Source organism: Acinetobacter sp. 24-47-67, assembly GCF_056779735.1.
Window position 1 is genome coordinate 133,763 of record NZ_JBWYIK010000005.1, and the last position, 25,356, is coordinate 159,118.

The following is a 25,356-nucleotide window of genomic DNA, read 5'->3' on the forward strand; positions in this document are numbered from 1 at the left end:
TATTTTAAGTAAAGTATTGTTTTCTATTAATATAGAAACATTTATTTACGCACAGAGAATTTTGATTGTGCTAAAAATTATTTTATCCAAGAATCATAAATGAGAGTTCACTTAACATGAAAAATGGCGTTATAGCATCAGGACTTTTTGCTGCAGTCTTTACTGCGGCAGTGCAAACTCAAGCGGCGGCTACTGTTGACTTTTCAAATCTTGTAGAGCGAGTAAGTCCGGGTGTCGTCAGCGTGAATGTTGTTAAGAAAATGACACAAGAAGAAATTCTTCAACAACAAGTACCTGAACTACTGAAACGATTCTTCGGCAATCAAATTATTATTCCGCAGCGCCAAGCTCCTCAAGAGAAAACGGGTTTTGGGAGTGCATTTTTTATTAGCCGTGATGGTTACCTGATTACCAACCATCATGTTGTAGAAAATGCTTCACAAATCACCATCATGTTAAATGATCGTCGCGAGATTGATGCCAAAGTTATTGGTAGTGATGAACGTACTGATGTGGCATTACTGAAAGTTGAAGGTACGAACTACCCAGCACTTTCGACTGGGAATATTGACCAATTAAGAGTTGGAGAACCTGTTCTTGCCATTGGCTCACCGTTTGGTTTTGAGTACTCGGCATCTGCGGGGATTGTCAGTGCCAAATCAAGAAATATGTTGGGTGAAACATCAGTTCCGTTTATTCAAACTGATGTCGCATTAAACCCTGGTAACTCTGGGGGACCATTGTTTAATCAACAAGGTCAAGTGATTGGTGTGAATTCTCGTATTTTCAGTGGTACTGGCGGATATATGGGATTGTCGTTCTCCATTCCAATCGATGTAGCCATGGATGTGGCGGATCAATTAAAGAAAAATGGTAAAGTTACTCGCTCATATCTTGGTATTCATTTACAAGAGATTGATCGTAACCTCGCAGAAGCTTATAAACTACCAAAACCTGAAGGTGCTTTAATCACAGAAATTGCGCCAAATTCCCCAGCAGAGCGCGCTGGCTTAAAGCAAAATGATATTATTTTGAAGTACAACGGAACTGCAATTTCAAGAACGAGTGAGCTATTAAATTACTTAAATAGAACACAGCCAAATCAAAAAATTCAGCTAGAAATCTTGCGCGATGAACGTGTACGTACGATTTCAGCAACACTTGCATCAGCACCAGATGAAACACCTGCACAAGCGCAAAATGTAAGTGAAGCTAAAAAACGCGGACCTACATTAGGTGTTGCGATACGCGAACTTGCACCTGTTGAAAAAACACGCCTTGGTGTTAAAGGTGGTGTCTACATTCAAGAGGTTGTACGCGGAGGTTTGGCGGCACAATCTCGTATTATGGCTGGTGATGTGATCACCTCGATTAATGGTAAGAATGTAAGTACAACACAAGATTTTGTGGAAGCGGTGGCTAATCTTAAAACGAATACAGTTGCACGAGTGGGTATCATCCGTGAAGGGCGAAATGCCATGATCGGATTAAGAATCAAATAAACATAAATTGAATAAAAGGCCTTGCGACAGCAAGGTCTTTTTTATTTAACCCTAAAATTATATTAAACTCTTTTCGAATGTTGATGATGAATACGCAATACAAGGGAATACAGTGAGTACAATCTTTGACCTTAAAATAAAAGCAACAGCACAAGACATTGATATTTTAGGTCATGTGAATAATGTGGTGTATGTAAAATGGATGCAAGATGTTGCAACAGCACATATTGAACAACTGGGTTTAGGGGTTGAGCAATATCTAGAACTCAAACATGCCATGGTTGCAGTTGAGCATCACATGAATTACAGAAAGGCGTGTTTTGAAAATGATGAAATTATTTTAAGAACTTGGCTTAATGATTTGAATGCGATGTATTCATTCCGTCAGTACGCTTTTTTTAGACCTTCAGACCAATCATTATTATTTGTGGGAAATACCAAATGGGCCTGTGTAGAGATTGCGACAGGCAGACCTAAACGATTATCGCCAACATTTACTCAAGCTTATCAGCCTATTTCTGAGGTAGTAAATCCTTTGGATTTCACTCAAGATTATTCTTTACCCGCTAACTAAAGAATTGCTTGAGTCGAACGAATTAAATATTTCACCACATGGTGTTCATTATTATGAATACTTTGAAAAATCCATCTGCTATAATCGTCCGCAATTTGTTAAACAGCTTTTGCTATGTAGTTTTTATTTCATGCATAGCGCAATTTATTGTTCAAGGTAACCCATGGCGCAAGCTAAAAAATCCGTAAATATCAAAAATATACGTAACTTTTCGATCATTGCTCACATTGATCACGGGAAGTCAACTTTAGCTGACCGTTTTATTCAGACCTGTGGTGGTTTGCAAGATCGCGAAATGCAAGCGCAAGTTCTAGACTCAATGGAGCTTGAGCGTGAGCGCGGGATTACCATTAAAGCTGCATCTGTGACGCTTTATTATACACACCCAAATGGCGAAGAATATCAACTGAACTTTATTGATACACCTGGGCACGTTGACTTCTCATATGAAGTTTCGCGCTCGCTTGCTGCTTGTGAAGGTGCACTTTTAGTTGTTGACGCAGCTCAGGGTGTTGAAGCTCAGTCAGTTGCAAACTGTTATACAGCTATTGAGCAAGGTCTTGAGGTTCTTCCAGTACTTAATAAAATTGATTTACCTCAAGCTGAACCAGAGCGTGTTATTCAAGAAATTGAAGACATTATCGGAATTGAAGCAACTGAAGCACCTACGTGTTCAGCTAAAACTGGATTAGGAATCGAAGGTGTTTTAGAAACACTTGTGAATACCATTCCTGCTCCGACGGGTGACCGTGAAGCGCCGCTTCAAGCTTTAATTATTGACTCATGGTTTGACAACTATTTAGGTGTTGTATCCTTAGTTCGTATTAAGCAAGGTCGGGTGCGTAAAGGCGATAAAATGTTGATGAAATCAACAGGTCAAACGCACATCATTACCTCTGTCGGTATTTTCAATCCTAAACATACAGAAACTGATATTTTAGAAGCAGGTGAAGTTGGCTTTGTGATTGCTGGTATCAAGGATATTTTTGGTGCGCCAGTTGGAGATACGATTACACTTGCTACAACGCCAGAAGTAGAAACTTTACCTGGATTCAAAAAAGTTAAACCACAGGTATACGCTGGTTTATTTCCAATTGATTCGAGTGAATTTGAACCTTTCCGTGAAGCATTACAAAAACTGCAAATTAACGATTCAGCATTATTCTTTGAACCTGAAAGTTCAGATGCATTAGGATTTGGTTTCCGTTGCGGTTTCTTGGGTATGCTGCACATGGAGATTGTTCAAGAGCGTTTAGAGCGTGAATATGATCTAGACCTGATTTCATCGGCACCGACTGTAATTTACGAAGCTGTTATGAAGAGTGGTGAGACAGTTTATATCGACAGTCCATCAAAAATGCCAGATGGATCTACTGTAGAAGACCTTCGTGAGCCGATCGCAGAATGTAATATCCTTGTGCCACAAGAATATCTTGGTAATGTAATGACGTTGTGCGTTGAACGACGCGGTGTTCAAAAAGACATGAAATTTATGGCAAATCAAGTAGCCATTACATTTGAGATACCAATGGCTGAAGTCGTGATGGATTTCTTCGATAAATTGAAATCATGTTCACGTGGTTTTGCATCATTAGATTACAACTTCGTCCGTTTTGAGTCTTCTTCTCTTGTAAAAGTAGATGTCTTGATCAACGGTGAAAAAGTTGATGCATTGGCAATGATTTGTCACCGTCAAGATGCGCGTCATCGTGGTATTGCACTTGTAGAAAAAATGAAAGATTTGATTCCTCGTCAAATGTTTGATGTGGCGATTCAAGCTGCGATTGGTGCTCAAATTATCGCTCGTTCAACAGTAAAAGCAATGCGTAAGAACGTATTGGCAAAATGTTATGGTGGTGACGTTTCACGTAAGAAGAAACTTCTCGCTAAACAGAAAGAAGGTAAGAAACGTATGAAGCAGGTGGGTAGTGTAGAAATCCCACAAGAAGCTTTCTTAGCTGTGTTAAAAGTAGAGCGATAACAACAAGGAATATCCCATGGATTTTGATTTTAACCTCATTCTCGTACCTGCAACCCTAATCTTTTTTGGATTATGGTTGCTGGATAAATTGGTGCTCAAACAAAGAGCAACCAAAGGAAAAGGGAATGAAAATTTCATTATTACATGGGCATATGATTTTTGGCCTGTACTTGCAGTTGTGTTAGTGCTGCGTTCATTCTTCTTTGAACCTTATAATATTCCTTCTGAATCCATGGTTCCGGCATTGGAAACGGGTGATTATATCTTGGTGAACAAATATCAATATGGTGTTCGTTTACCGATTAGCAACACCAAAGTCTTGAATGTCAATGAGCCTGAACGTGGTGATGTGGCGGTATTTAGATATCCACCAAACCCATCAATTAGCTATATTAAGCGTATTATTGGTTTACCTGGTGATCATATCGTTTTTGAGAATAATCAATTAACCATCAATGGTGAAAAAGTTGTAACGGAATCGGCTGAATTTAATCGTGTAAAAGATGTTTCAGACACGCCAAATTCAATTTATCATTATGAAACTTTAGGTGATCATAAGTATTTGGTTCGTAATTTGGAAGGTCAAAACCCGATTATTGCGCATTTCAATTATGCACAAACCAAACAAGATCTTCCTTATGTTGCCACTGCGAATGATCGCTTTGTGAGAACAAATGGTCAAAGCTGGGAAGTAACTGTTCCGAAAGGATATTATTTTGCCATGGGTGACAACCGTGATCAGAGTGCTGATAGTCGAATCTGGGGATTCGTACCTGAGGCAAATTTAACAGGACAAGCAATTTATGTATGGATGCATAAAGAAGCTGGTTTGAAATTGCCATCATTCAGTCGTAATGGTCAAATTCAGTAATCTTCAAATATATGGATAATAAAAAATGCGTAACACTCAACGCGGTGCATCGTATACAGCGATTTTATTAGGGGTAATTGTTGCGGCATTTGGACTTAAAGTGCTCGTAGCATTGTGGCAGCCTTATTGGGATGACCGACTAATCAATCAATTGATTGAAGAACAAGTTGCAATCAGCTCAAAGGCGACAACACCACAACAGTTTGCTTCAACAATGGGGCAGAAATTTAGCATGAACAATATCCGTGACATTGAGTTCAAAGATATTGCGACTGTCAAATCTAAACAAGGTTTACAAGTGACAAAGAAATATGAAGTAAGAAAGCCATTCTTATTTAATATTGATTTAGTCCTCACATTCGAGAAAAGTTTTGATCAAAGGTCAGTTCAAAGTAAGTGATTCTCGCTTACTGAGTCGCATCGGTTATCAGTTTAAGAAAATTGAATTACTTCAACTTGCATTGACACACCGATCGGTTAGCCATAAACATAACTATGAACGCCTAGAGTTTCTAGGCGATTCATTGTTAGGTATGATTATTGCCAATTACCTTTATCATGCTTATCCACATGAAAACGAAGGTCGTCTGACGCGTATGCGAGCTACTTTGGTTCGACAAGAAGCGTTAGGCAAAATTGCAACAGATTTGAAACTTAGTCAGAGTTTAATACTCAGTACTGGTGAATTAAAATCTGGTGGTCATCATAGAGAGTCGATACTCGCTGACACAGTCGAAGCGATTATTGGTGCAATCTATACTGATAGCCAAGATTTAAAGTTGTTAGAATCAATTGTGTTGAAATGGTATGAACCTTATTTAGATCATATTGAACCAACAGATCAATTGAAAGATCCTAAGTCCCGTTTACAAGAGTATCTTCAAGCTCGTAAAAAACCTCTCCCAGTGTATGAGGTTGTTGATATTCAGGGTGATGCACCAAACCAACATTTTAAAGTGGAATGTATGGTTGAAGGCTTGCCAAAATGTATGGGTGAGGGTTCAAGTCGTCGTTTTGCTGAGCAAGCAGTTGCGGCGGAAATTTTAAAATTTTTGGAGCAAAAGTCTTCATGACTACTCATTCCGATCACATCGATGCTGATCACGAGTCGCAAGACAGCGGCAATGATTTAATCAATCAATTTTTTAGTTCTCAAGGTACTACAATTCCCTCAGACTACAAAAGTGGCTTTGTAGCAATTGTAGGTCGTCCGAATGTAGGTAAATCTACATTAATGAACCATATTTTGGGTCAGAAGCTTTCGATTACGTCTCGTAAGCCTCAAACAACTCGACACAAGATTGTGGGCATTGATACGCGTGAGAAATCTCAGGCAGTATTTGTTGACACCCCTGGAATGCATAAGAAAGAAGTCCGTGCTATCAATAAAATGATGAATCGTGCAGCTCATTCAGCCTTGCGTGATGTAAATCTTGTACTGTTTGTTGTAGACGCTGACAAATGGACTCAAAATGATGAATTAGTCCTTGAGAAGCTCAAAAATGCCGAAATGCCTGTCATCTTGGTCATTAATAAATTGGATACATTTGAGAATAAAAATCAGGCATTACCATTAATTCAAGAGCGTACTAAATTAATGAATTTTGCTGAGATCGTTCCAGTATCGGCATTGCGTGGCGCTAACCTTGATCATCTTCGTGATACGATCGAAAAATACTTACCGTTTCAACCACCATTGTATGCACTAGATCAACTCACAGATCGTTCTGAGCGCTTCTTAGCTTCTGAAATTATTCGTGAAAAAATCATGCGTCAACTGGGTGAAGAGCTTCCATATGATTTAACGGTTCAAATTGAATCGTTTAAAACAGAAGAAGCGACTTTAAATGAGAAAACTGGTCGTATGAAGCCTGCTTGTACCTATATTGATGCTACGATTTTTGTTGATCGCCCTGGGCAAAAAGCCATTGTCATCGGTGAAAAAGGATCAAAGTTGAAAAAAATTGGTATGGATGCACGTGCTGATATGGAAAAAATGTTCGAAGAAAAGATCATGCTCACCCTTTGGGTTAAAGTCAAAGGCGGTTGGTCTGATGATGAGCGTGCATTAAAAAGCCTAGGATATAGTGATATCTAAGGATTAAACGGTTATAGGAGCTGATGATGATGAAGATGGTTGCGATAATTGTATGTGCTTTGGTTTTACAAGGTTGCATTCATAAAGTTGTCACAGTTCCTGTAAAAGTTGCGTATAAAACCACCAAAGGAGTCGTCAAAGGTACTGCAGCAGTAGTTGGGGCTGTTATTCCCGATGGTGATGACGATGATGAAAAAGAACTAAAAAAAGATAAATAATAAGATTAGTCGATGCGAAATGAACTTTTGCATGGATACTTAATCCATCATCGAAAGTATCGAGAGCGGAGTCATGTTGTCCATTTATTCACTGAAGAGTATGGACGAGTTGACGGCATACTAAGACAACCTCCACCACCGCAATATCAGCCTATCGCACTCCAAGCGACAGGTAAGTCTGAATTAAAAAATTTCACAAAATTAGAAATTGTTAATCATCCTATTTTTTTTCATGGAGATGCATTCTTTTCAGGATTTTATTTAAATGAAATCTTATTGAGATTATGTCCATTAGAAGAGGCAATGCCAGATACTTTTGCACAGTACCACAAGACATTAGAAAGTTTACAAAAATTAGCTCAACATTCAAATCCTAACGAATTCTTGAAGCAAATTCTTCGTCAATTTGAATACGTACTTCTAGAAGAGCTTGGTTATGCGATTGATTACTCGATAGATGCACACCAAAATGAAATTTTAACTTCACAAAAATATCAATTTCAATTAAACGAAGGCTTCATACCAGTTCAGTATTCAAGTGCCGCTACACTGACAGGTGAGCAAATTCGCAGCATGATAAATTATGAAAATGGTACAGATTTCAACGCTGAACAGTTACAATTGTTGAATAAATTATATCGTCAAATGATTACTTCATTATTGGGTGATCGCCCACTAAAAAGTCGTCAATTGTGGATTCAAAACGCTCAATCAAAATCAAATTAGGAAAATGTTATGGCTGCATTGCTTGGTGTGAACATTGATCATGTTGCAACTCTAAGACAGGCTCGAGGCACACGCTACCCGGATCCAGTACAGGCAGCACTAATTTGTGAAGAGGCAGGGGCTGAAGGCATTACATTACATTTACGTGAGGATCGTCGTCATATTCATGATGATGATGTCCGTCGCATGCGCCCTGTACTTAAAACACGCATGAACCTTGAAATGGCAGTGACAGATGAGATGGTGGCATTTGCTAAAGAAATAAAGCCGCATCACGTGTGTTTTGTGCCTGAAAAGCGTCAAGAAGTCACGACCGAAGGTGGCTTAGATGTTGTTGGTAATTTTGAGGCTGTTAAGTCTGCTACACAGGAATTAGCAGAGATTGGATGTGATGTATCGTTATTTATCGATGCTGATATTGAACAAATTGATGCTGCAATTGCCTGTGGTGCGCCAACTATTGAGATTCATACAGGTGCTTATGCAGATGCTGAAACAGAAGAAGCACAGCAGGTAGAGTTACAACGTATTATCCGTGGAACAGAATACGCTGCTGCTAAAGGTTTGGTCGTAAATGCTGGGCATGGACTTAATCTTGACAATGTTGCTCCTATTGCAGCAATTCCTCAAATACACGAATTGAATATTGGACATTCTCTGATTGCCGATGCTGTTTTCAAAGGACTTACGCAAGCAGTTCAAGATATGAAAGCAGCAATCAAAGCTGCACGATAAGATTGATGAGTACTATGTCAAATATTGATTATGATGAATTAATGAAGCCTGTCATAAGCTTCCTTGGTTGCAAAACTCCACAAGCTTGGTTAGATGAGGCTGTAAATAATCTTGATATTTTGATGCAAGATCATGCGAACTGTGAAAAGAAAGCAGCCAGTACAGCCATGAATCTCATGTTTAGATACAGCTTTTTTGTAGATTTACAAGTTAAGCTCGCTCAATTAGTGCGTGAGGAAATGCTGCATTATGAGCAGGTTTTAGAGTTTATGAACAAGCGCGGGCAGCAATGGGTCGGTTTAAGTGCTGGGCGTTATGCGGGTGGCTTACGCAAAGAAATTCGGACGTATGAACCAGAAGCGCTAATTGATGTTTTAATTATTGGTGCGTTTGTGGAAGCACGCTCATGTGAACGTTTTTATGCATTAGCGCCTAGAGTCGATGAGGAATTAGGGCGCTATTATCGCTACTTACTAAAATCTGAATCACGCCATTATGAGGATTATTTGGCTCTAGCTCTGGATGTGGCTAAAACTGCGAAATTGAAAGATCCTGAGGAGGATATTCAAAGTCGTATAGAGCACATTCGTGAAGTTGAAAAGCAACTCATCTTAACACCTGATGAAACCTTCCGTTTTCACAGTGGAGTTCCAGCAAAAGCAGCTTAAAATATGGTTGAGAAAATCCTCCCAAGTGGGGGATTTTTTTGACATAAAAAAAAGCCCAAGTCTTAAATGCTTGGGCTTTTTAGTATTTGGCTCTCCAACCTGGGCTCGAACCAGGGACCTGCGGATTAACAGTCCGTCGCTCTACCGACTGAGCTATTGGAGAATCTGAATGCGATTATAAGGGGATTTAAGATTGGGTCAAGTGTAAATTGCCATACAATTGTCACTTTTGAGCCGCATGTTGTTTATTTGCTCAAATAAAATGTTTTTTTTAAATTTACTTGCCAATTTAGAATGAGCTTGTTAGATTTATTTAACAACAGAGCGCTTGAAACAGAGTTTTAAGCAGTGTGGATTTATACCAACTTGCCAGCACTAAATGGCTAAAATAGGAGAAAGCGAATGAATACGCTTACCATTTCTCAGATCTTTTCTAATCTTGAATTCTATAAACAAAATTACCTGTCTATCTTGAATTCGCCTAGTTCTTATTTCATTGAAGTAGAGGGCGCGGTAATTGATGTATTTCCTTTTAAAAAACATCATCTGGTTTTGGGTGAGTTATTACAGCTGTGGTTTTCTGAAAAATGGTCTGTTGATCAAGATCAATCATTCACGCTTGAACAATATTTGGCAGCAAATGACTTAACACCTAACGTAAATAAAGTCTATATCTACTCCATAAAAGGGAATGCCATTCTTGGCACGAATAAATCGCTTGCTTGGTTAAATGAATCGAATGCGGTGAGTGAGATTTTATTAAAGTCACCACTTAAATATTATGTTGAATGCCTAAGTTGTTCTCGTCCTTCAAAGCATTTGTTTAATAAACAGCTTGCAGTTTAGGCAAATTTTCACAAGTCAAATCTGAAATTGTTGAGTGAATTGATTTTTTTTTAATATAGTCCAAGTTAGCCTGTGTCATTTTATCTTCTTTAGTAGGGTGAATTGGTGTTTCTAGAACTTATTTTTCATTAATTAAATCCCATATTATGGTTACTTAGATCAGTTCCAACTTCTATATGATGGTGCAAAGCATATCTATAAATGGGATTTTTCAGTGATAAATATGATCTTTCAGAATGAGCTATCGATACTATGAATAGTGTTTAAATTTCAATATTCTATTTGGATCACTGATGGATCATGTTTGGATAGCTTTAAAAAAACCTCCGACGTTTATCCAATCCTAAAAGCACACTTTTTTCGCTTCAGTGAGAGAGCGTATTAACCAAAAGGTTTTATGTTGCGTATTGGGTTATGTAGGTGCATGAAGGGGTTTAGATTTAATAAAAAAAACCCGCGAAAATCGCGGGTTTTTTGATCTGATTAATTTATCAGATTATTTTTCAGCTGCGATAGAAGCAATTGCTGCATCTACGCCTTCGATTGAGTCAGCTGCTTTTTTGATACGTGCAAGCGCATCAACCAATACTTCATCTGCTGTTGCATATGAAATACGCATATAACCGCCTAAACCGAATGCATCACCAGGAACAACCGCAACACCAGTTTCTTCCAATAACCATGCAGAGAATTCTGTGCAAGATTTTAAACCTTTTGCACGGATCAATGGACGAATGTTTGCATAAGCATAGAATGCACCGTCAGCAGGTAAGCATGTAATGCCTTTGATATCATTCAAGCCATTAACAACCAAATCATGACGGCGTTTGAAAGCTTCAATCATTGGTTTAAGTACATCTTGAGGACCATTCAATGCAGCTTCTGCCGCAACTTGCGAAATTGAAGTTGGGTTAGAAGTAGATTGTGATTGAATTTTCTTCATTGAGCCGATTAATTTAGCAGGACCTGCTGCATAGCCGATACGCCAACCTGTCATTGCATATGCTTTAGATACACCGTTGAGAACGATTACGCGATCGTAAAGATCTGGTGCAACTGTAGCAATGTTATAAAACTCGTCGTCCCAACGAATTGGTTCGTACATATCATCAGAAGCAACATATACTTCAGGATATTTACGAAGAACTTCAGCTAATGCTTCTAATTCTTCTTTGGTATAAATCATACCTGTTGGGTTAGATGGGCTGTTTAAAACAACTAGGCGAGTTTTATCAGTAATTGCAGCTTCTAATTGAGCTGGTGTGATTTTGAAACGTTGTTCTTCACCACATTTAACAATAACTGGCACACCTTCTGCGATGATCACCATATCTGGATAGCTTACCCAGAATGGAGCAGGGATGATTACTTCATCGCCTTTATTTAACAATGCAAGCGCAAGGTTAAAGAATGATTGCTTACCGCCACAAGAAACGAGAATCTGGTTAGCAGCATAATCAAGGTTATTATCACGTTTTAATTTAGCGATAATTGCTTTTTTAAGACCTGGCGTACCGTCAACTGCGGTGTATTTAGTGAAACCGTTGTTAATCGCTGCAATTGCTGCATCTTTGATGTGTTGTGGTGTATCGAAATCCGGTTCACCTGCACCTAAGCCAATAACGTTTTTACCAGCAGCTTTAAGTTCTGCAGCTTTATTGGTCACAGCAAGCGTTGGGGACGGTTTGATGGCATTGACACGATCAGAGAGACGTACGTCCACGGCAGTATTCCTTCTTATAGGGATTAAAAAATAAAAAGCACACTATCTTAGCTTAAATTGAATGTTTTAGTCGTCCAATATCTAGGCAAATTAGCAAAAAATCACGAAATTCACCGAATTTTAATGCAATGATACATATCCACATTAAACAACGTGGGTCGCATAAAAAAACAAATTTCCGTACAATAGCGTTAGATTGAAATGAGTAGTCTCAAATGAGTTCGGAAAATTCTCCCAAAAAGAAGCCTGTAGTGAATCTTCCATTTCCTATCAAGCAAGTGAATGACGCAAAGCAAGCTGATGAAGAAATCGAAGTTCTACGTCCAAAGCCTCAGCGCTATGCTGATCGCACATGGATGCCGCCCCGTGGTACACGTCGCTCGATGGGTAAAAGATAAAAAATAGGTGCTTTAAGCACCTATTTTTTTGCAGGGAAGAATTACACGTAACTTAAGTTTTGATCTAGAGTCAGTAAGTTGAATGTAGAACCGTCTTTAAATACGATTGATTCAACTTGATGTGCTTCACCTTTAGCCCAATCTTTAATAGTGATTTGATCAGCAGAATCTTTAAGTTTGATGATACGATCATTCCCAGAGTCTTGAACGAGTAAATCATCAATTGAGATACCAGCACCAAATTGAATGGTATCTTGACCACCTTTTTCATAGATTGTATCTATTCCAAAGCCTTGATCAAAATAGTATGTCTCGTTACCAAGATCGCCATACAATTTGTCGTTACCAATACCACCATTTAAGATGTTAATTAGACCCCCGTTTGCGATTAAGGTGTCATCTCCAGCGAGGCCTTTTAGTTCGTTATTTACGAATTTGCTACCTGTGATAATGTTGTCAGATTGGTTACCCGTACCACTTTGTTGAATTTCTGATCCAGCAATCAAAAGTTCTTTGATTGGATTGATCAGCGTAAGGTTTTCAATATTTTCGGTTAATTGATACTGATCTGCAGAACTAATGACAGTGTCTGTACCTTCATAGTTGTGTTCAAGTACGAAGTCATATTTTGATTGTACATAATAGGTATCGTCACCACGACCACCTACGAGGACATTGATGCCTTCACCACCTTTTAGAATGTCATTGCCCCAACCACCAAAGAGCAAGTCATCACCTTTACCACCTACAAGCGTATCGTTGCCGACACCGCCTTTAATGATGTCATTACCATCTTTACCGTTTAAGGTACGTCCGAAAACTGAGTAAGTGGTAATAATGTTGGTGTTAGGGTTAAATAAGTTTGTCGCTACTGCTACAGAACCAGCTAAATCACCTGCATATGCGTAAGCAAGTTGAGTCAATGTATTTACAAGTTGATCACGTGAAGAGAAGCCATCATCAAATATTTCACCTTTGATGAATTGTCCAACGAAGTTTAAGCCCTCAGTCACGATTTGATTCACAACATCAAAGATACTCGCACCAGCTTTTAAGTTCGCTTTAACCACATCACCTAATAGCTCTAAATACCAAGTAAACGGACGGCTATCACCACCGTTCAATTGTGAAGTATCCACACCTAAATAGTGATCAAGAATACTTAATGGTGTGATACCTGTCCAATCACCTAGCTCGCCACCCAAGTTTTCAAGAGCTTGAGTTGCATCCATAAGTACCAATCCAAACTTACCATCAGAGCTTGGTAAATATCCTGCTGGAACAACAGTCTCGCCATCAGCATTTTTAACGCCATTCAAGAAATTGTCAGCTAAAGTTTTGATCAATACATTTGATGCTTGCCAGAATTGTTCATCCGTAATATAGATGCCTTTATCTGCGAGTGATTTACCTGTTCCTAAGCGAACATATTGATAAAGGAAGCTCTGAGGATCAGCTATTGCAACAGCTTCAGCAACTTTTAGCCAGTTTTTAGTACCCTGATCAACTGCGTCATTTGATGCTAAATCTTCTTTGATCACGGTATAAATAGGGCGCCAGAAATTTTTACCTTGTAAAGAACCAGTTGAGATAAACTTGTTATATAGTTCTTGAACTTGTTTAAATGCAGATTCACTTACGCGGTAACTGAATTGATTGTCAATTTTGTAGAATTTAGGACGACCGTCATCTGATGGATTAGATTGATCTGGTTGTTTTGGTTGCCCCCATTCTCGATCAAAATGTGAGTCTGAAGGTGGAAGAGTGGCACCAATATCCTTACCAATATTTACGATAATGTCTGAAATTTGATCAATGATTGCATCACCGGCTTTATGAATTTCTTCGAAACCAGGAATGAATTTATCACCAACTTTAACCAATGGCGCAACGCTATCTAATAAATCATTCACGATGCCATCTTTGCCGATAATCAAATTACCAACCAGCTCACTTGGAATTTTTAAAATTGAATCAAGGCTAAGTTCGCCATCTTTCCATTCATTTTTGTGGTGTGTATCTTTTGCTTCTACATTTGAGCCGAGGGCCTCACCAGCACCACTGAGTAAATTCGATGCTGCATCGATAATGCGGTCACCTAACTCATGAACAACTTCAAATGGTTTACCAAGTAGAGCATTACCTGCTAGGCCAATAGGCGAAGCCACATCTAAAACTGTATTGACTAAATTTGCTGTCATGACTAAACCATTACCTAGTAACTGAGCTGGAATAGAAAGTACTGAGCTAAATTTGAAATCAGGAACATAATCGAAAATAGGTTCAAGTGCATTTTCAACTTGATTTGCAACTGTATTCACAATTGATTTTAGGTTTTCAGTAGCTGATGGAAGCTCTTGAGACCATTCATTATCATAATGAGTATCTTTAGGTTCAATTGTCCCGCCAATCGCTGAGCCAATGTCATGAGCCACATCAGAGACAGCATCAATAATCGTATCACCTGCTTTATGAACAACATCAAAACCAGGGATAAGCGCATTTCCTGCAATAGCAATCGGTGCAGCAGCATCAAGAATATCATTGGCAATATTGGTTGCACCGATAATGGTGTTTCCAATTAAATCCCCAGGAAGGCTTAAAATGTTATCTAAGCTGAGTTCTTTGTCTTCCCACTCATTTTTATGATGAGTGTCATTCGGTTCGATGGTTGCACCAAGTGCTTTACCCACTGAATTCACTGCATCTGAAGCTGCATCAATAATTTTATCACCAAGTTCGTGCACTGCTTCGAAAGGTTTGCCAAGTAAAGCATTACCTGCTAAACCAATAGGAGATACTACATCAAGAACAGTATTCACAGCATTGGTGGCAGCGATTAGACCATTACCAACGAGTTGAGCTGGAATTGAGAGAACTGAACTTAATTTAAAGTTAGGTAAGTAATCGAATGATTTATAATTGAACAAAGCCATTGTTATAGTCTCTTATAAAAATAAAGTGTTTTTAATCATTGTTCGTGATTAAAGTGTGATGAGAATCACATTTTATTAATTTAAAATCAATTGCTTTTGTTAGACAAGATCATGAATTTTTTGTCATAATTTAATGAAAAATATAGTAAAGCTTATATGAGAACTAAATAAGATTGATTTTTTTAAAAAAAAAACACCAGTGCAATGACTAGTGTTTCAAGGGCAAATAAAATGTATGATCTAAAAATATAAATACTGTAAATTATTGATTTTTATTGGATAAATATTTGTAGTATTGTCTCTTGTGATCATACATGGATTGGTCTGCACGCTTTAACATATCCTCAATTGTTTCATTCTCAAGGCTTGTAGCAAATCCCATTGATGCACTGATGATATGGTTAGAATAATATTGATTATCGATATTCAATAATTCTTGAATGGTCAAAATCGTCGACTGAACGGTAGTTTCATTTGCACCTTGCATCAGGATAACAAATTCATCACCTCCAATTCGAGAGGCTGTATAACTGGTATTGTGAATCGTTCTACTTAAGATATTACCCATTCTGCGTAAAATCTCATCACCTACATCATGACCAAATTGATCATTAATCGGTTTAAGGCCATTCATATCTAGAAAAATTGCAGAAACTGGGCGAATAAGTGCGCGTTCCAATCGATGGATTTCTTCAGTGTAGAACGAGCGATTTTTGAGTTTTGTTAAAACGTCGTGTTTACCTAAATATTCTAAATAGCTCTCAGCTTTTTTTCGCGCTGTAATGTCCGTTAGGGCAAGTTGTACAAGTCCCCAATCTTCTTCATAACCTGGAAACACAGTGAATTGAAGTAAAACATAGCGAATTGAACCATCCAAAGCATAATTGATCGCTTCACGACTATGATGAATTTTCCCATTCCATAGTTCGATCAATTGTTCCTTAAAAGTTTGATGCATTTCTTTCGAGAAAACTTTTTTTAGATTTTGAAATAAATCTGATTTCGTCGATGCCTTGAACAAATCCAATGTTGCTTGGTTGACGTCAAGTAATACAATGTCTTCAATGCATTGTTGTACGAAATCTTGATGCACATCTAAAAAAGTTCTGAAATCATCAATACCAATTGATTTAAGATGATCGAGTCTTAATTTAATGCGACTAAAGTCTTCAACCCATAATGATGTGGGTGAATAACTAAATCTTGCTTCAGCTAATCGACGATTTTTTTCTTCTAAACGCCGAGCTTGCATATAACCACTAATATCTTCTGTAGTAAGCAAAATACGGTCTAAACTTTGTTCTGAACCAGGTAAAACGACAGCTCGCAGTTTTATGTCTAAGGGTTGACCACTCAAGGTGAAATTAGTGGTTGTACTTGTAAACTCTAATTCACCCTTCCAAAGTGCAACTAATTCCGCTACATGTGCATCAAACATTTGATGTTGGAAAATGGTGCTTAAATTTTGGGTGAGATGTTTAAGGCTTTGTGCTTCAAAAAGATCGAGTGTTTTTTGATTTACTTTAACAATCTTAATTTGATGTGCGCATAAAGTCACAAGATCTGGATTTTGCTGCAGATGTAAAGCTAAATCAGTAACCCCATCACTACGCCATTGGTTAAAGATGGTTTGAATGGCACTAAAATCTTCCAACCACATTGGGATAGGAGATAAATCAAAAATTGATGAATCAAGTATCTCCATAACTATCCTTGAACTTTTCTTTTAAAACAATAAATTGTGGATAATATAGCACTAAATTATTTTGATATAAAATTCAAATTTTTTATTATTTACGTGATTTAAGACACTTTTTTAAGCTAAGCTAACGTTGAGCTAAATCCTAAGCTCAATTCGTTAGATTTTTATTTTGATAAAAATGATGCTTGTTAATATACATGCATTTATCTGCACGGCGTAACATATCTTCTAAGGTTTCGCCTTTAAGTCTTGTGGCATGTCCGAGTGAAACGCTGATAGAAAGATGAGGGTGATCTAGATTATGTTGATGTATTTGAGTTTCAAGATCATGAACAAGGATTTTAACTTGCTCAACATCGGCATGAGGCATCAATAATACAAATTCATCGCCACCTATTCTAGAAATTGAAAAATCTTTTTTGTGAGTGACAAATTGAAGAATTTCGGCAAAGTTTTTTAGATACTGATCACCGACATCATGTCCGAACTGATCATTGATGATTTTTAAACCGTTCATGTCAATGTAAATACAAGACACTGGATAGAGATCAAGTTGCTCAATCCGTTCAATTTCTTCATTAAAATAAGTTCTGTTATGTAAATCCGTTAAAATGTCATGTTGACCCAAATAATGTAAGTGATTTTCTAATTTTTTTCGCTCAGTGATATCTGTAAGGGCGACTTGTATCACCGCCCAATCATCTAAATTATGTGGAAAAATATTTAATTGTTCTAAAACGAAGATTTGTTCTCCATTCGCGTTGTAGAAACTACTTTCTCGCTGTTGATATTCTTCATGATTCCACAATTGTAGTAACTGGCTTTTAAAATTTTCCAAACGTTTAATATCAAATAAATCATGAGAATGATGTAAAAATTGAGATTTATCTTTCACAGCAAAAAGTTTGAGCGCCGCTTCATTGACATCAATGAAATTTATTTGCTCAAAGCATTCCACAACAAATTCTGGATGTTGATGAATGTGTTGGTCTAAATTCTCAATGTTTTGCAAACGGAGCAGCTCAAATCTTTTTTTAATTTGGCTAAAATCCATGATCCATAGTGCTGTTGGATTATAAGTAAATAAAGATTCGGCAAAATGACGTGCTTTTTGATATTGGGAAATATCTTCGGTGGTCATGAGTAGGCATTTCCAATTATCCTCATAACCTTTTAATTTCATACCGCGTAATTGAACATCTAAACGCTTTCCATTGGTCGTATAATTGATCACTGGAATATGATGTTCAGTATTCTTCCAAAGTGATACAAAAAATTGGATTTGGAAAGTGCTGACTTCAGGATGAAGGAACTTCTGAAAACTTTCTAAAATTTCTTCTAAGTTTTTTGCTTCATACAGTTTAAGCGTACTTTGGTTAACACGTAAGGTATGAATCGTACTCAAGCAAAGGTGGAGACGACTGTGATCCTCCATCAAATATGCTTCAATATCTTCAATACCTTCAGCAGTCCATTGTTCAAAAATTTGTTTAACACCGCTGAAGTCTTGTAGCCACATCGCAATTGGAGATAAATCAAAGATGGTCAGATCTAAATGATCCATAGATGCGAGCCTTGGTGTTTAAAATTCATTCATTTATACAATATAAGTGAATGAATCTTATAAAATCAACATCTTATTAAACTGATTTTTTTGCTCGATGCTCAGGTTTTGGCGCAGAAATTGACTTAAGCCCTTGCCAAACATCAACAAAATCTTGTTCATTAATTTGGTAGAGTTCAAGTAAAGCCAATACCACACCACCCATCATGAATGCACGATCGGACTTTGGTTCATATTGGAAGGTTTGATCTTTTAGATGATAGAGGATATCTTCGATTTCAAATATGCGTTCACGTCCATTACTATCCACAGGGAACATCGGAGTTTCAATCAAAATATTGGCTAGTTTTTTTTCAGATTCATTTAAATTAAGTTGCTCAAATGCCGTTTCTAAAGAATCCGCGAACAGCAGTTCGGAAGAAAAAATGGCATGTAATAAAGGTTGGTTTAATTTAGGAAAGGTTCGTTCAACGAAAGGTTTAAACGAAATCGGGAAAATCACATTTTTTGATATACCTTTGAACATGGGGGCTATTTCAGCAACTTTGTAACCTGCTACACCACAACCAACGGCTGTAATAAAATACTTAATCTTGGGGTGGTTTTTTGTATAGATCTTAAAATCATTGATGTAGTGTTCAATCTGGGATAGAGGCATTTGTTGCAAATGCTCATTCATGGTAGGTATTGCATAGCTCTGTCCAGCCCAGCCGCGGCCAGCACCTTTAATCGCACCGAAATGTTGAAGTGCAATTTTTGCAGCACCACCTGCATGCGTGCCTGCTAAATTACTACCAAATACAAATACTGTATCTTCATTTAAACTGTTGATAATCGTTTCATCGTGATATTGGTAAGTCATAGTTTTTTACATCAACATGCAATTTAAGTTCATGGTGCAATTGATTGCTGTAAGGGTCAAGTAAAATTGATTGAATTTATGGTTTTCACCCTCATCATCAGATGAGTAAATCATAAAGATTTGAGCAAGCAAGCCATGCATTACCAGTGTTATTGCATATTTTCATCATCTGTATAGCGAGAATTATCGAGTGAGTGACAGTCGTCCATTTGAATTAGTAACTAATTACGAGCCTGCAGGAGATCAACCTCAAGCGATTGAGAAACTTGTTAAAGGAGTACATCAAGGTTTTAAGGATCAATTGCTATTAGGGGTAACAGGCTCTGGTAAGACCTATACGATGGCGAATGTGATTATGCAATTACAACGTCCTACTATTGTAATGGCACACAACAAAACCCTTGCGGCTCAACTCTATGGAGAATTTAAAGCTTTTTTTCCACATAATGCAGTTGAGTATTTTGTAAGTTATTACGATTACTATCAGCCAGAAGCATACGTACCGTCATCTGATACTTTTATTGAAAAGGATTCTGCTATTAATGATCACATCGATCAGATGCGGTTGTCCGCAACGCGTGCTTTGCTTGAGCGTAAGGATGCTATTATCGTTGCTTCGGTGTCCGCCATTTATGGTTTAGGTGATCCTAACGCATATATGAATATGCTCTTACATATTGTGACAGGTGATCGAGTCAGCCGTGATGAGTTGATTCGTCGATTGGTAGAAATGCAATATACGCGTAATGAACTCGAATTTTTACGAGGTACTTATCGAATTCGTGGAGAAATTCTTGATATTTTCCCCGCAGAGTCAGAACAAAATGCAGTGCGGATTGAGCTATTTGATGATGAAGTGGATTCGATCCGCTGGTTTGATCCTTTGACTGGAAAAATGATTCGTAAAGTCCCACGAATCACGATTTATCCTAAAAGTCACTATGTGACGCCTAAAGATAACTTGCAGCGTGCGATCGAAACGATTCGTGAAGAACTCAAAGAGCGCTTGGCATATTTCAGAGCCGAAGATAAATTACTTGAAGCTCAACGTATTGAACAGCGTACTCGATATGACCTTGAGATGATGCAACAGCTTGGTTATACCAATGGTATTGAGAATTACTCGAGACATTTATCAGGGCGACCAGCTGGAGAGGCTCCACCAACGCTTTTCGACTACTTACCTGAGGATGCATTACTTATTATTGATGAATCACATGTTACGGTTCCTCAAATTGGTGCGATGTATAAAGGCGATCGATCACGTAAAGAAAACCTAGTGAATTATGGTTTCCGCTTGCCAAGTGCATTGGATAATCGACCAATGAAGTTTGAAGAGTGGGAACGTATTATTCCTACTACAATTTATGTCAGTGCGACGCCTGCAAATTATGAATTAGAAAAATCAGAACAAATTGCTGAGCAGGTGGTGCGTCCAACAGGATTGATTGATCCTGTCATTGAAATTCGACCAGTATTGACTCAGGTGGATGATGTCCTTTCGGAGATTAATCAACGTAAAGATAAAAATGAACGCGTCTTGGTCACAACGTTAACCAAACGAATGGCTGAAGATTTGACTTCATATTTAAAAGAGTATGGGATCAAAGTGGCTTATTTGCACTCTGATATCGATACTGTTGAACGTGTGAAGATCATTCATGAATTACGAACAGGTGTCTACGATGCATTGATTGGAATTAACTTACTCCGTGAAGGTTTAGACATGCCTGAGGTATCTTTAGTTGCAATTTTAGATGCCGATAAAGAAGGCTTTTTACGCTCTGAACGTTCACTTATCCAAACCATTGGTCGTGCTGCTCGAAATGTTGAGGGAAAGGCTATTTTATATGCGGATCGTATTACGGATTCAATGCAAAAAGCGATTGATGAAACGGAGCGTCGCCGTACCAAACAAATTAATTTTAACTTAGAACATGGCATCACTCCGCGTTCGGCAGTCCGCCAAGTCATCAAAGAAATTGATACTGGTGAAGTGTATGATGATGAGTCAATTGATGAGAATGTATCAGGACAAGAACGTGCATTAAGTGCGGATGAGCGCCATATAGTTTCCGATCCAAAACTATTGGCAAAACATTTGGCTAAATTGGAGAAGGAAATGCTCAAAGCTTCGAAAGAGCTTCAGTTTGAGCAAGCAGCGCGTTTCCGTGATGAGATCGTGCGTTTAAAAGCACAGTTAATTCAGTGATTTAATTTACAGAAAACATTGTAAAATCATCACATAACGTAACATTAAGCCGAAAAATAACCGTTATTGTTGAAGAGTAAATGAATACTCACAAACAAATTCAATAAATAGGGGTTATTTAGATGATCAAGAGTCTCCCATCTGCTGGTTTCAATGTTAGCAAGATTGTATTGGGTGGTGCGTTATTGGTTGGTTTAGGGGCAGCAACGATGGTTTATGCTCAGGAGAAGCCACTCAACACTGTTGAGAAAGTTGAACTCGATAAATACTTAGGTGTTTGGTATGAAGTAGCACGTAAGCCACTTTATTTCCAAAACAAGTGTGATCGTGATGTGACTGCGACATATACATTAAATGAAAATGGTAATGTCAATGTTGATAACCGTTGTTTTACTGCTGACGGTAAAGTTACTCAGTCAGTGGGTGAGGCATTTGTACAAAATCAGCCATTTAATACAAAATTGAAAGTTAGTTTCTTGCCGAGTGCTATTCGATGGTTACCAGTTGGTCGTGGCGATTATTGGGTGCTGAAACTGGATGAGGATTATCAAACTGTACTTGTGGGTGAGCCTAAACGTAAGTACATGTGGGTGCTTTCTCGCACGCATAATCCTGATCAAGCAGTTGTGAATGAGTATCTTGATTATGCTAAATCCGTTGGTTATGACTTAAGCGATGTGATACGTACAAAGCAAACGGGTCAAGCACCTGGTTCAACAAAATAATGTTGAAAATGATGAGAACCACGCTAAGGCGTGGTTTTTTTATGCATCAACATCTATTGCTATGAATTCTAGCTATAATATCGTTTGGTAAAATTTAGGTTCAGATATGTTAAAAGGTATAGCATTGTCAGTTATGGCATCAGTGACATTTGGGGTGCTATATTTTTATACGTATTTTCTTAGACCACTAGACAGCGAGCAAACCTTTGCTTGGCGAATGTTAGCCACGTTACCTTTTTTAACGCTGTTTATGTGGTGGTCGGGTGATCTAAAATATGTTCGAGAAATTTATAATAAAATTTGCAAACAACCATCTATTTTAATTTGGCTCTTGATCAGTTCGTTTTTGTGTACAACTCAACTCTGGTTATTTTTGTGGGGACCAATCAATGGTCGGGGGCTTGAGGTTTCTTTAGGATATTTTTTGTTGCCTCTGGTGATGGTTCTCTTTGGTTGCGTTCTTTACAAAGAAAAGCTCTCAAAGTGGCAAATCGCAGCAGTGTTTTTTGCAATTCTTGGTGTCAGCCATGAAATCTGGCGCATCGGTACTGTGGCATGGGAAACCATGTATGTTGCTGTGGCTTATCCGATCTACTTTTTTTTAAGAAGAAAATTTGCAACAGATCATTTAGGTGGATTCTGGTGGGATTTATTGCTGGTGATTCCAGTTGCTGTTTTTCTAGCATTTTTTTATTCAAACACATTACCTCTGATTATTGAGTTTAAATATCTCATTTTAGCAGTACTGGGTCTAGGTTGCTTAAGTGCCTTAGGGCTTGGAAGTTACATCTTGGCGAGCAGATATCTTCCATTTGTGATTTTTGGGTTATTGAGTTATTTAGAGCCGATTTTGTTGGCAGGAGCATCAATGGCAATGGGTGAACGCGTGGAAGCAGGAGAATGGTTGACTTATATTCCAATTTGGTTTGCTGTATTGCTCCTTATTTTGGAGGGTGCAATTTATCTCTATCGTCAAAGAAGAACTGAAAAGTTACTTCAATATCAACATAAGAAACTACAATCGCGTCTAGCCCAAAATGATGAGCACTAAGTTTCATATCATTACATAAGGATGAGTTGTACATAAGAGTTTTTGACTGAATGATAAGAATAATTACTTATTCTTTAAAAATATTTGTGACACAATTAACTAAAATATAAAAATGTGATAAATTTATTAAATCAATAATAATTCTAATTTAACAATCATGATTCAGTACCAAACAAGAGCAGCATTATTACAGATGGAGCCTAGTCTGGATTTAAACTGGCAAAGACTCTTAGAGCGTATATTTCAACATTCTGATAGTGATGTTCGCGAAGAAATTGATCGTCAAATTCTAAAACCTAAAGATATATTTTGGAATCGTGTGAATAACACGTTCGAATATAAAGTCACGACGTCGCTGGGAATTTTAAAGCACAGTTTTTCTAGTGAAAGAATGCGCTCCATTGCAGCAAAGTTATGTCAATCTATCCAATGGTTGAAGGAGATGACGGATTGCGTACAAGTGGCGGACTATTTGGAAAATGCGCTGTATCAAATTGACCAGATTGCTGTTGAGGACAATTTAAAATTACAACGCGAAAAAATGTTAATGCGTCGGGTTTTTTTGCAAGATGTTGCTAAGTTAATTCGTGAATTAAATCTTGAAACACCAGTTGGAGCTCGTCAGTTAACTTCAGCTCAGATTAAGAGCTTTATGATAGAAGTATTTATTAAGCAACAATTATTGGGGTATTGGTTTAAACCCCTTCTACCTAGAAGCTCATCGATCATGGAGCATCCTTTTTTTGCACAATGGTTGCTGAAAGAACAGTCCATTCGACACTTTGATATTGTTAAAACCTCTGAATTTCTATTCGTCATCGCACCAACCAGTCAGTTTGAACAGAATCCATTTTCGATCCGTCGTTTTTTATTTGAAGATCGAATGGAATACAACCAGCAAATTTATCTCAATGGGTTGGTTTTGGATATGCGCCGTTACAATGAAGAGGGGTATATCAAACAGTTTATGGAACACGTGCAGATGATGGTTACTATTCAGCATCAAGTGCATAAAGATGTCATTCAAATTGTGCAAGAATTTGAAGATGTTGCTGAACAGAAGATATTACCGCTTTTGACACAAAATTTAGGGATGGCTGGAAGTAATAGTGATTTTGTAGCCAAACAGCATTTACGGAAGATTGAGCAAGCATTGACTGTCGAATTGCTACAACCTCTCGTGGTGGCTTTAGAACAGCATTTATCACATATTGAAGAATATGAGCATCTGTTTAAAAGTGTGCATCGCATATTTTCAGATATTCTGGCGAATTATAAAGATTTTAAACAACAGCCTTCATTATTTTTTAATTCCTCAGTTCAATTGTTTGAATACAAGTTGTTAGCCTATTTAAAACTACTTGAAAAGCGTAAAGATGAAATATTTGTACCATTGAATATGTATGAGCGTGGAGTCATGCATGAGCGCTCCAAGAAACCGTTAAATGCATTACAAGAAGATTTAAGCCAACATATTCAAGATTACCGAGAAATGCTGTCTCATACGATGCGTTTGAAACGAGATTATGCTGAAGTTCAAGGCTCATTTTTAAAAAGAATGGTGGCTGGAGAAAAGCTAGAAAAAGAACTTCAACAAACTTCATTGGCCATGGTGAAAATCAAGAAGCAGGCTTATCTAGATATTTTAAGTGTGCCTAAAAACTATCGAAAATATAGTGTATTTATTGAATTTGAAAGTTTTTCAGCTACAAGTGATTTTGAACGACATTATGCATTCCCTTCGGGGCAAAATGGTTTAACTAAGCTTCCAGTATTGGTCAAACTCCCAGAAAACTTAGAAGATTTTAATTTAGAAGATTTAAATATGATGTTGAGTCAGGATATTTCGGCTTCACCAGTATTTAGTTGAACTAGCTGCAACTCAGTGTCGAAATTGGATTTGTAGGCTTAATGATCAGTATTTGATATCTAAATGAAATCATTTACCCAAAAAATTATATTGT

At 37.7% G+C, this 25,356-nt stretch carries 22 protein-coding genes and 1 tRNA gene; 17 read left to right on the forward strand and 6 right to left on the reverse strand.

Going from position 1 to position 25,356, the window contains the following annotated elements; all coding sequences use genetic code 11:
* Nucleotides 1-116 precede the first annotated feature (116 nt).
* The 11 genes from AC1M9K_RS08500 (at nt 117) to AC1M9K_RS08550 (ending at nt 9,373) form a co-directional block, all read left to right on the forward strand.
* Nucleotides 117-1,502: a Do family serine endopeptidase gene (locus AC1M9K_RS08500; protein ID WP_481589030.1), complete on the forward strand. Its 1,386-nt coding sequence runs from the start codon at nt 117-119 to the stop codon at nt 1,500-1,502.
* 112 nt (nt 1,503-1,614) lie between these two features.
* The gene (locus tag AC1M9K_RS08505; protein WP_180028437.1) at nt 1,615-2,076 is read left to right on the forward strand and encodes an acyl-CoA thioesterase; all 462 of its coding nucleotides are present in this window, start codon (nt 1,615-1,617) and stop codon (nt 2,074-2,076) included.
* Between the two features lie 163 nt (nt 2,077-2,239).
* Nucleotides 2,240-4,057, forward strand: a complete 1,818-nt coding sequence (lepA, locus tag AC1M9K_RS08510) for a translation elongation factor 4 (RefSeq protein ID WP_180028436.1) — start codon at nt 2,240-2,242, stop codon at nt 4,055-4,057.
* A gap of 16 nt (nt 4,058-4,073) precedes the next feature.
* Nucleotides 4,074-4,928: a signal peptidase I gene (lepB, locus tag AC1M9K_RS08515; RefSeq protein ID WP_481587791.1), complete on the forward strand. Its 855-nt coding sequence runs from the start codon at nt 4,074-4,076 to the stop codon at nt 4,926-4,928.
* Between the two features lie 25 nt (nt 4,929-4,953).
* Nucleotides 4,954-5,328, forward strand: a complete 375-nt coding sequence (locus AC1M9K_RS08520; RefSeq protein WP_035267180.1) for a DUF4845 domain-containing protein — start codon at nt 4,954-4,956, stop codon at nt 5,326-5,328.
* Nucleotides 5,300-6,001, forward strand: a complete 702-nt coding sequence (gene rnc / locus AC1M9K_RS08525) for a ribonuclease III (protein WP_035267179.1) — start codon at nt 5,300-5,302, stop codon at nt 5,999-6,001. Before AC1M9K_RS08520 ends, rnc begins: the two co-directional genes overlap by 29 nt.
* The gene (era, locus tag AC1M9K_RS08530; protein WP_035267178.1) at nt 5,998-7,026 is read left to right on the forward strand and encodes a GTPase Era; all 1,029 of its coding nucleotides are present in this window, start codon (nt 5,998-6,000) and stop codon (nt 7,024-7,026) included. Before rnc ends, era begins: the two co-directional genes overlap by 4 nt.
* A gap of 26 nt (nt 7,027-7,052) precedes the next feature.
* A complete protein-coding gene (locus tag AC1M9K_RS08535; protein ID WP_180028433.1) occupies nt 7,053-7,244 on the forward strand; it encodes an NF038104 family lipoprotein in 192 nt (63 codons plus the stop codon).
* A gap of 12 nt (nt 7,245-7,256) precedes the next feature.
* Nucleotides 7,257-7,970 carry a DNA repair protein RecO gene (gene recO, locus AC1M9K_RS08540; RefSeq protein WP_481587792.1) on the forward strand — a complete coding sequence of 238 codons (714 nt, stop codon included), beginning with the start codon at nt 7,257-7,259 and terminating at the stop codon, nt 7,968-7,970.
* Between the two features lie 9 nt (nt 7,971-7,979).
* Nucleotides 7,980-8,705, forward strand: coding sequence for a pyridoxine 5'-phosphate synthase (gene pdxJ / locus AC1M9K_RS08545; RefSeq protein ID WP_481589031.1), 726 nt, complete (start codon nt 7,980-7,982; stop codon nt 8,703-8,705).
* A 14-nt stretch (nt 8,706-8,719) separates the two neighbouring features.
* Nucleotides 8,720-9,373 (forward strand): MiaE family protein, encoded by a 654-nt coding sequence (locus tag AC1M9K_RS08550; protein WP_481589032.1) that lies wholly within the window; start codon nt 8,720-8,722, stop codon nt 9,371-9,373.
* 87 nt (nt 9,374-9,460) lie between these two features.
* Here AC1M9K_RS08550 and AC1M9K_RS08555 read toward each other — a convergent pair.
* Nucleotides 9,461-9,536, reverse strand: a tRNA-Asn gene (locus AC1M9K_RS08555).
* Nucleotides 9,537-9,775: 239 nt separating this feature from the next.
* Between AC1M9K_RS08555 and AC1M9K_RS08560 the strand changes: the two genes are divergently transcribed.
* A complete protein-coding gene (locus tag AC1M9K_RS08560; protein WP_481587793.1) occupies nt 9,776-10,219 on the forward strand; it encodes a hypothetical protein in 444 nt (147 codons plus the stop codon).
* A 496-nt stretch (nt 10,220-10,715) separates the two neighbouring features.
* Here AC1M9K_RS08560 and AC1M9K_RS08565 read toward each other — a convergent pair whose 3' ends face one another.
* Nucleotides 10,716-11,942 carry a pyridoxal phosphate-dependent aminotransferase gene (locus AC1M9K_RS08565; RefSeq protein WP_481589033.1) on the reverse strand — a complete coding sequence of 409 codons (1,227 nt, stop codon included), beginning with the start codon at nt 11,940-11,942 and terminating at the stop codon, nt 10,716-10,718.
* 215 nt (nt 11,943-12,157) lie between these two features.
* On the opposite strand from AC1M9K_RS08565, the gene AC1M9K_RS08570 reads away from it, so the two are divergent.
* Nucleotides 12,158-12,340 (forward strand): hypothetical protein, encoded by a 183-nt coding sequence (locus AC1M9K_RS08570; protein ID WP_092767054.1) that lies wholly within the window; start codon nt 12,158-12,160, stop codon nt 12,338-12,340.
* A gap of 41 nt (nt 12,341-12,381) precedes the next feature.
* Here AC1M9K_RS08570 and AC1M9K_RS08575 read toward each other — a convergent pair whose 3' ends face one another.
* The 4 genes from AC1M9K_RS08575 to AC1M9K_RS08590 all read right to left on the reverse strand — a co-directional run bounded on the left by AC1M9K_RS08575 (nt 12,382) and on the right by AC1M9K_RS08590 (nt 19,404).
* Nucleotides 12,382-15,276 (reverse strand): calcium-binding protein, encoded by a 2,895-nt coding sequence (locus AC1M9K_RS08575; protein WP_481589034.1) that lies wholly within the window; start codon nt 15,274-15,276, stop codon nt 12,382-12,384.
* A 262-nt stretch (nt 15,277-15,538) separates the two neighbouring features.
* Nucleotides 15,539-16,981, reverse strand: a complete 1,443-nt coding sequence (locus AC1M9K_RS08580) for a sensor domain-containing diguanylate cyclase (protein ID WP_481589035.1) — start codon at nt 16,979-16,981, stop codon at nt 15,539-15,541.
* A gap of 145 nt (nt 16,982-17,126) precedes the next feature.
* Nucleotides 17,127-18,542 carry a sensor domain-containing diguanylate cyclase gene (locus AC1M9K_RS08585; protein WP_092767051.1) on the reverse strand — a complete coding sequence of 472 codons (1,416 nt, stop codon included), beginning with the start codon at nt 18,540-18,542 and terminating at the stop codon, nt 17,127-17,129.
* A gap of 76 nt (nt 18,543-18,618) precedes the next feature.
* Nucleotides 18,619-19,404 carry an A1S_2505 family phage non-structural protein gene (locus tag AC1M9K_RS08590; protein WP_092767050.1) on the reverse strand — a complete coding sequence of 262 codons (786 nt, stop codon included), beginning with the start codon at nt 19,402-19,404 and terminating at the stop codon, nt 18,619-18,621.
* Between the two features lie 190 nt (nt 19,405-19,594).
* On the opposite strand from AC1M9K_RS08590, the gene uvrB reads away from it, so the two are divergent.
* The 4 genes from uvrB (at nt 19,595) to AC1M9K_RS08610 (ending at nt 25,262) form a co-directional block, all read left to right on the forward strand.
* Nucleotides 19,595-21,616 carry an excinuclease ABC subunit UvrB gene (gene uvrB / locus AC1M9K_RS08595; protein ID WP_092767049.1) on the forward strand — a complete coding sequence of 674 codons (2,022 nt, stop codon included), beginning with the start codon at nt 19,595-19,597 and terminating at the stop codon, nt 21,614-21,616.
* Nucleotides 21,617-21,738: 122 nt separating this feature from the next.
* Nucleotides 21,739-22,341 carry a lipocalin family protein gene (locus tag AC1M9K_RS08600; RefSeq protein WP_481589036.1) on the forward strand — a complete coding sequence of 201 codons (603 nt, stop codon included), beginning with the start codon at nt 21,739-21,741 and terminating at the stop codon, nt 22,339-22,341.
* A 106-nt stretch (nt 22,342-22,447) separates the two neighbouring features.
* Nucleotides 22,448-23,392: an EamA family transporter RarD gene (gene rarD, locus AC1M9K_RS08605; protein WP_481589037.1), complete on the forward strand. Its 945-nt coding sequence runs from the start codon at nt 22,448-22,450 to the stop codon at nt 23,390-23,392.
* A gap of 157 nt (nt 23,393-23,549) precedes the next feature.
* Nucleotides 23,550-25,262, forward strand: coding sequence for a hypothetical protein (locus AC1M9K_RS08610; RefSeq protein WP_481589038.1), 1,713 nt, complete (start codon nt 23,550-23,552; stop codon nt 25,260-25,262).
* Nucleotides 25,263-25,356 lie beyond the last annotated feature (94 nt).

Excerpts from the sequence above, each read along its gene's own strand:
- AC1M9K_RS08500 (WP_481589030.1), top strand. The coding sequence starts at position 117 with ATGAAAAATGGCGTTATAGCATCAGGACTTTTTGCTGCAGTCTTTACT.
- lepA (WP_180028436.1), top strand. The coding sequence starts at position 2,240 with ATGGCGCAAGCTAAAAAATCCGTAAATATCAAAAATATACGTAACTTT.
- lepB (WP_481587791.1), top strand. The coding sequence starts at position 4,074 with ATGGATTTTGATTTTAACCTCATTCTCGTACCTGCAACCCTAATCTTT.
- AC1M9K_RS08520 (WP_035267180.1), top strand. The coding sequence starts at position 4,954 with ATGCGTAACACTCAACGCGGTGCATCGTATACAGCGATTTTATTAGGG.
- era (WP_035267178.1), top strand. The coding sequence starts at position 5,998 with ATGACTACTCATTCCGATCACATCGATGCTGATCACGAGTCGCAAGAC.
- AC1M9K_RS08535 (WP_180028433.1), top strand. The coding sequence starts at position 7,053 with ATGATGAAGATGGTTGCGATAATTGTATGTGCTTTGGTTTTACAAGGT.
- recO (WP_481587792.1), top strand. The coding sequence starts at position 7,257 with ATGCGAAATGAACTTTTGCATGGATACTTAATCCATCATCGAAAGTAT.
- pdxJ (WP_481589031.1), top strand. The coding sequence starts at position 7,980 with ATGGCTGCATTGCTTGGTGTGAACATTGATCATGTTGCAACTCTAAGA.
- AC1M9K_RS08550 (WP_481589032.1), top strand. The coding sequence starts at position 8,720 with ATGTCAAATATTGATTATGATGAATTAATGAAGCCTGTCATAAGCTTC.
- AC1M9K_RS08560 (WP_481587793.1), top strand. The coding sequence starts at position 9,776 with ATGAATACGCTTACCATTTCTCAGATCTTTTCTAATCTTGAATTCTAT.
- AC1M9K_RS08570 (WP_092767054.1), top strand. The coding sequence starts at position 12,158 with ATGAGTTCGGAAAATTCTCCCAAAAAGAAGCCTGTAGTGAATCTTCCA.
- AC1M9K_RS08575 (WP_481589034.1), bottom strand. The coding sequence starts at position 15,276 with ATGGCTTTGTTCAATTATAAATCATTCGATTACTTACCTAACTTTAAA.
- AC1M9K_RS08580 (WP_481589035.1), bottom strand. The coding sequence starts at position 16,981 with ATGGAGATACTTGATTCATCAATTTTTGATTTATCTCCTATCCCAATG.
- AC1M9K_RS08585 (WP_092767051.1), bottom strand. The coding sequence starts at position 18,542 with ATGGATCATTTAGATCTGACCATCTTTGATTTATCTCCAATTGCGATG.
- AC1M9K_RS08590 (WP_092767050.1), bottom strand. The coding sequence starts at position 19,404 with ATGACTTACCAATATCACGATGAAACGATTATCAACAGTTTAAATGAA.
- AC1M9K_RS08600 (WP_481589036.1), top strand. The coding sequence starts at position 21,739 with ATGATCAAGAGTCTCCCATCTGCTGGTTTCAATGTTAGCAAGATTGTA.
- rarD (WP_481589037.1), top strand. The coding sequence starts at position 22,448 with ATGTTAAAAGGTATAGCATTGTCAGTTATGGCATCAGTGACATTTGGG.
- AC1M9K_RS08610 (WP_481589038.1), top strand. The coding sequence starts at position 23,550 with ATGATTCAGTACCAAACAAGAGCAGCATTATTACAGATGGAGCCTAGT.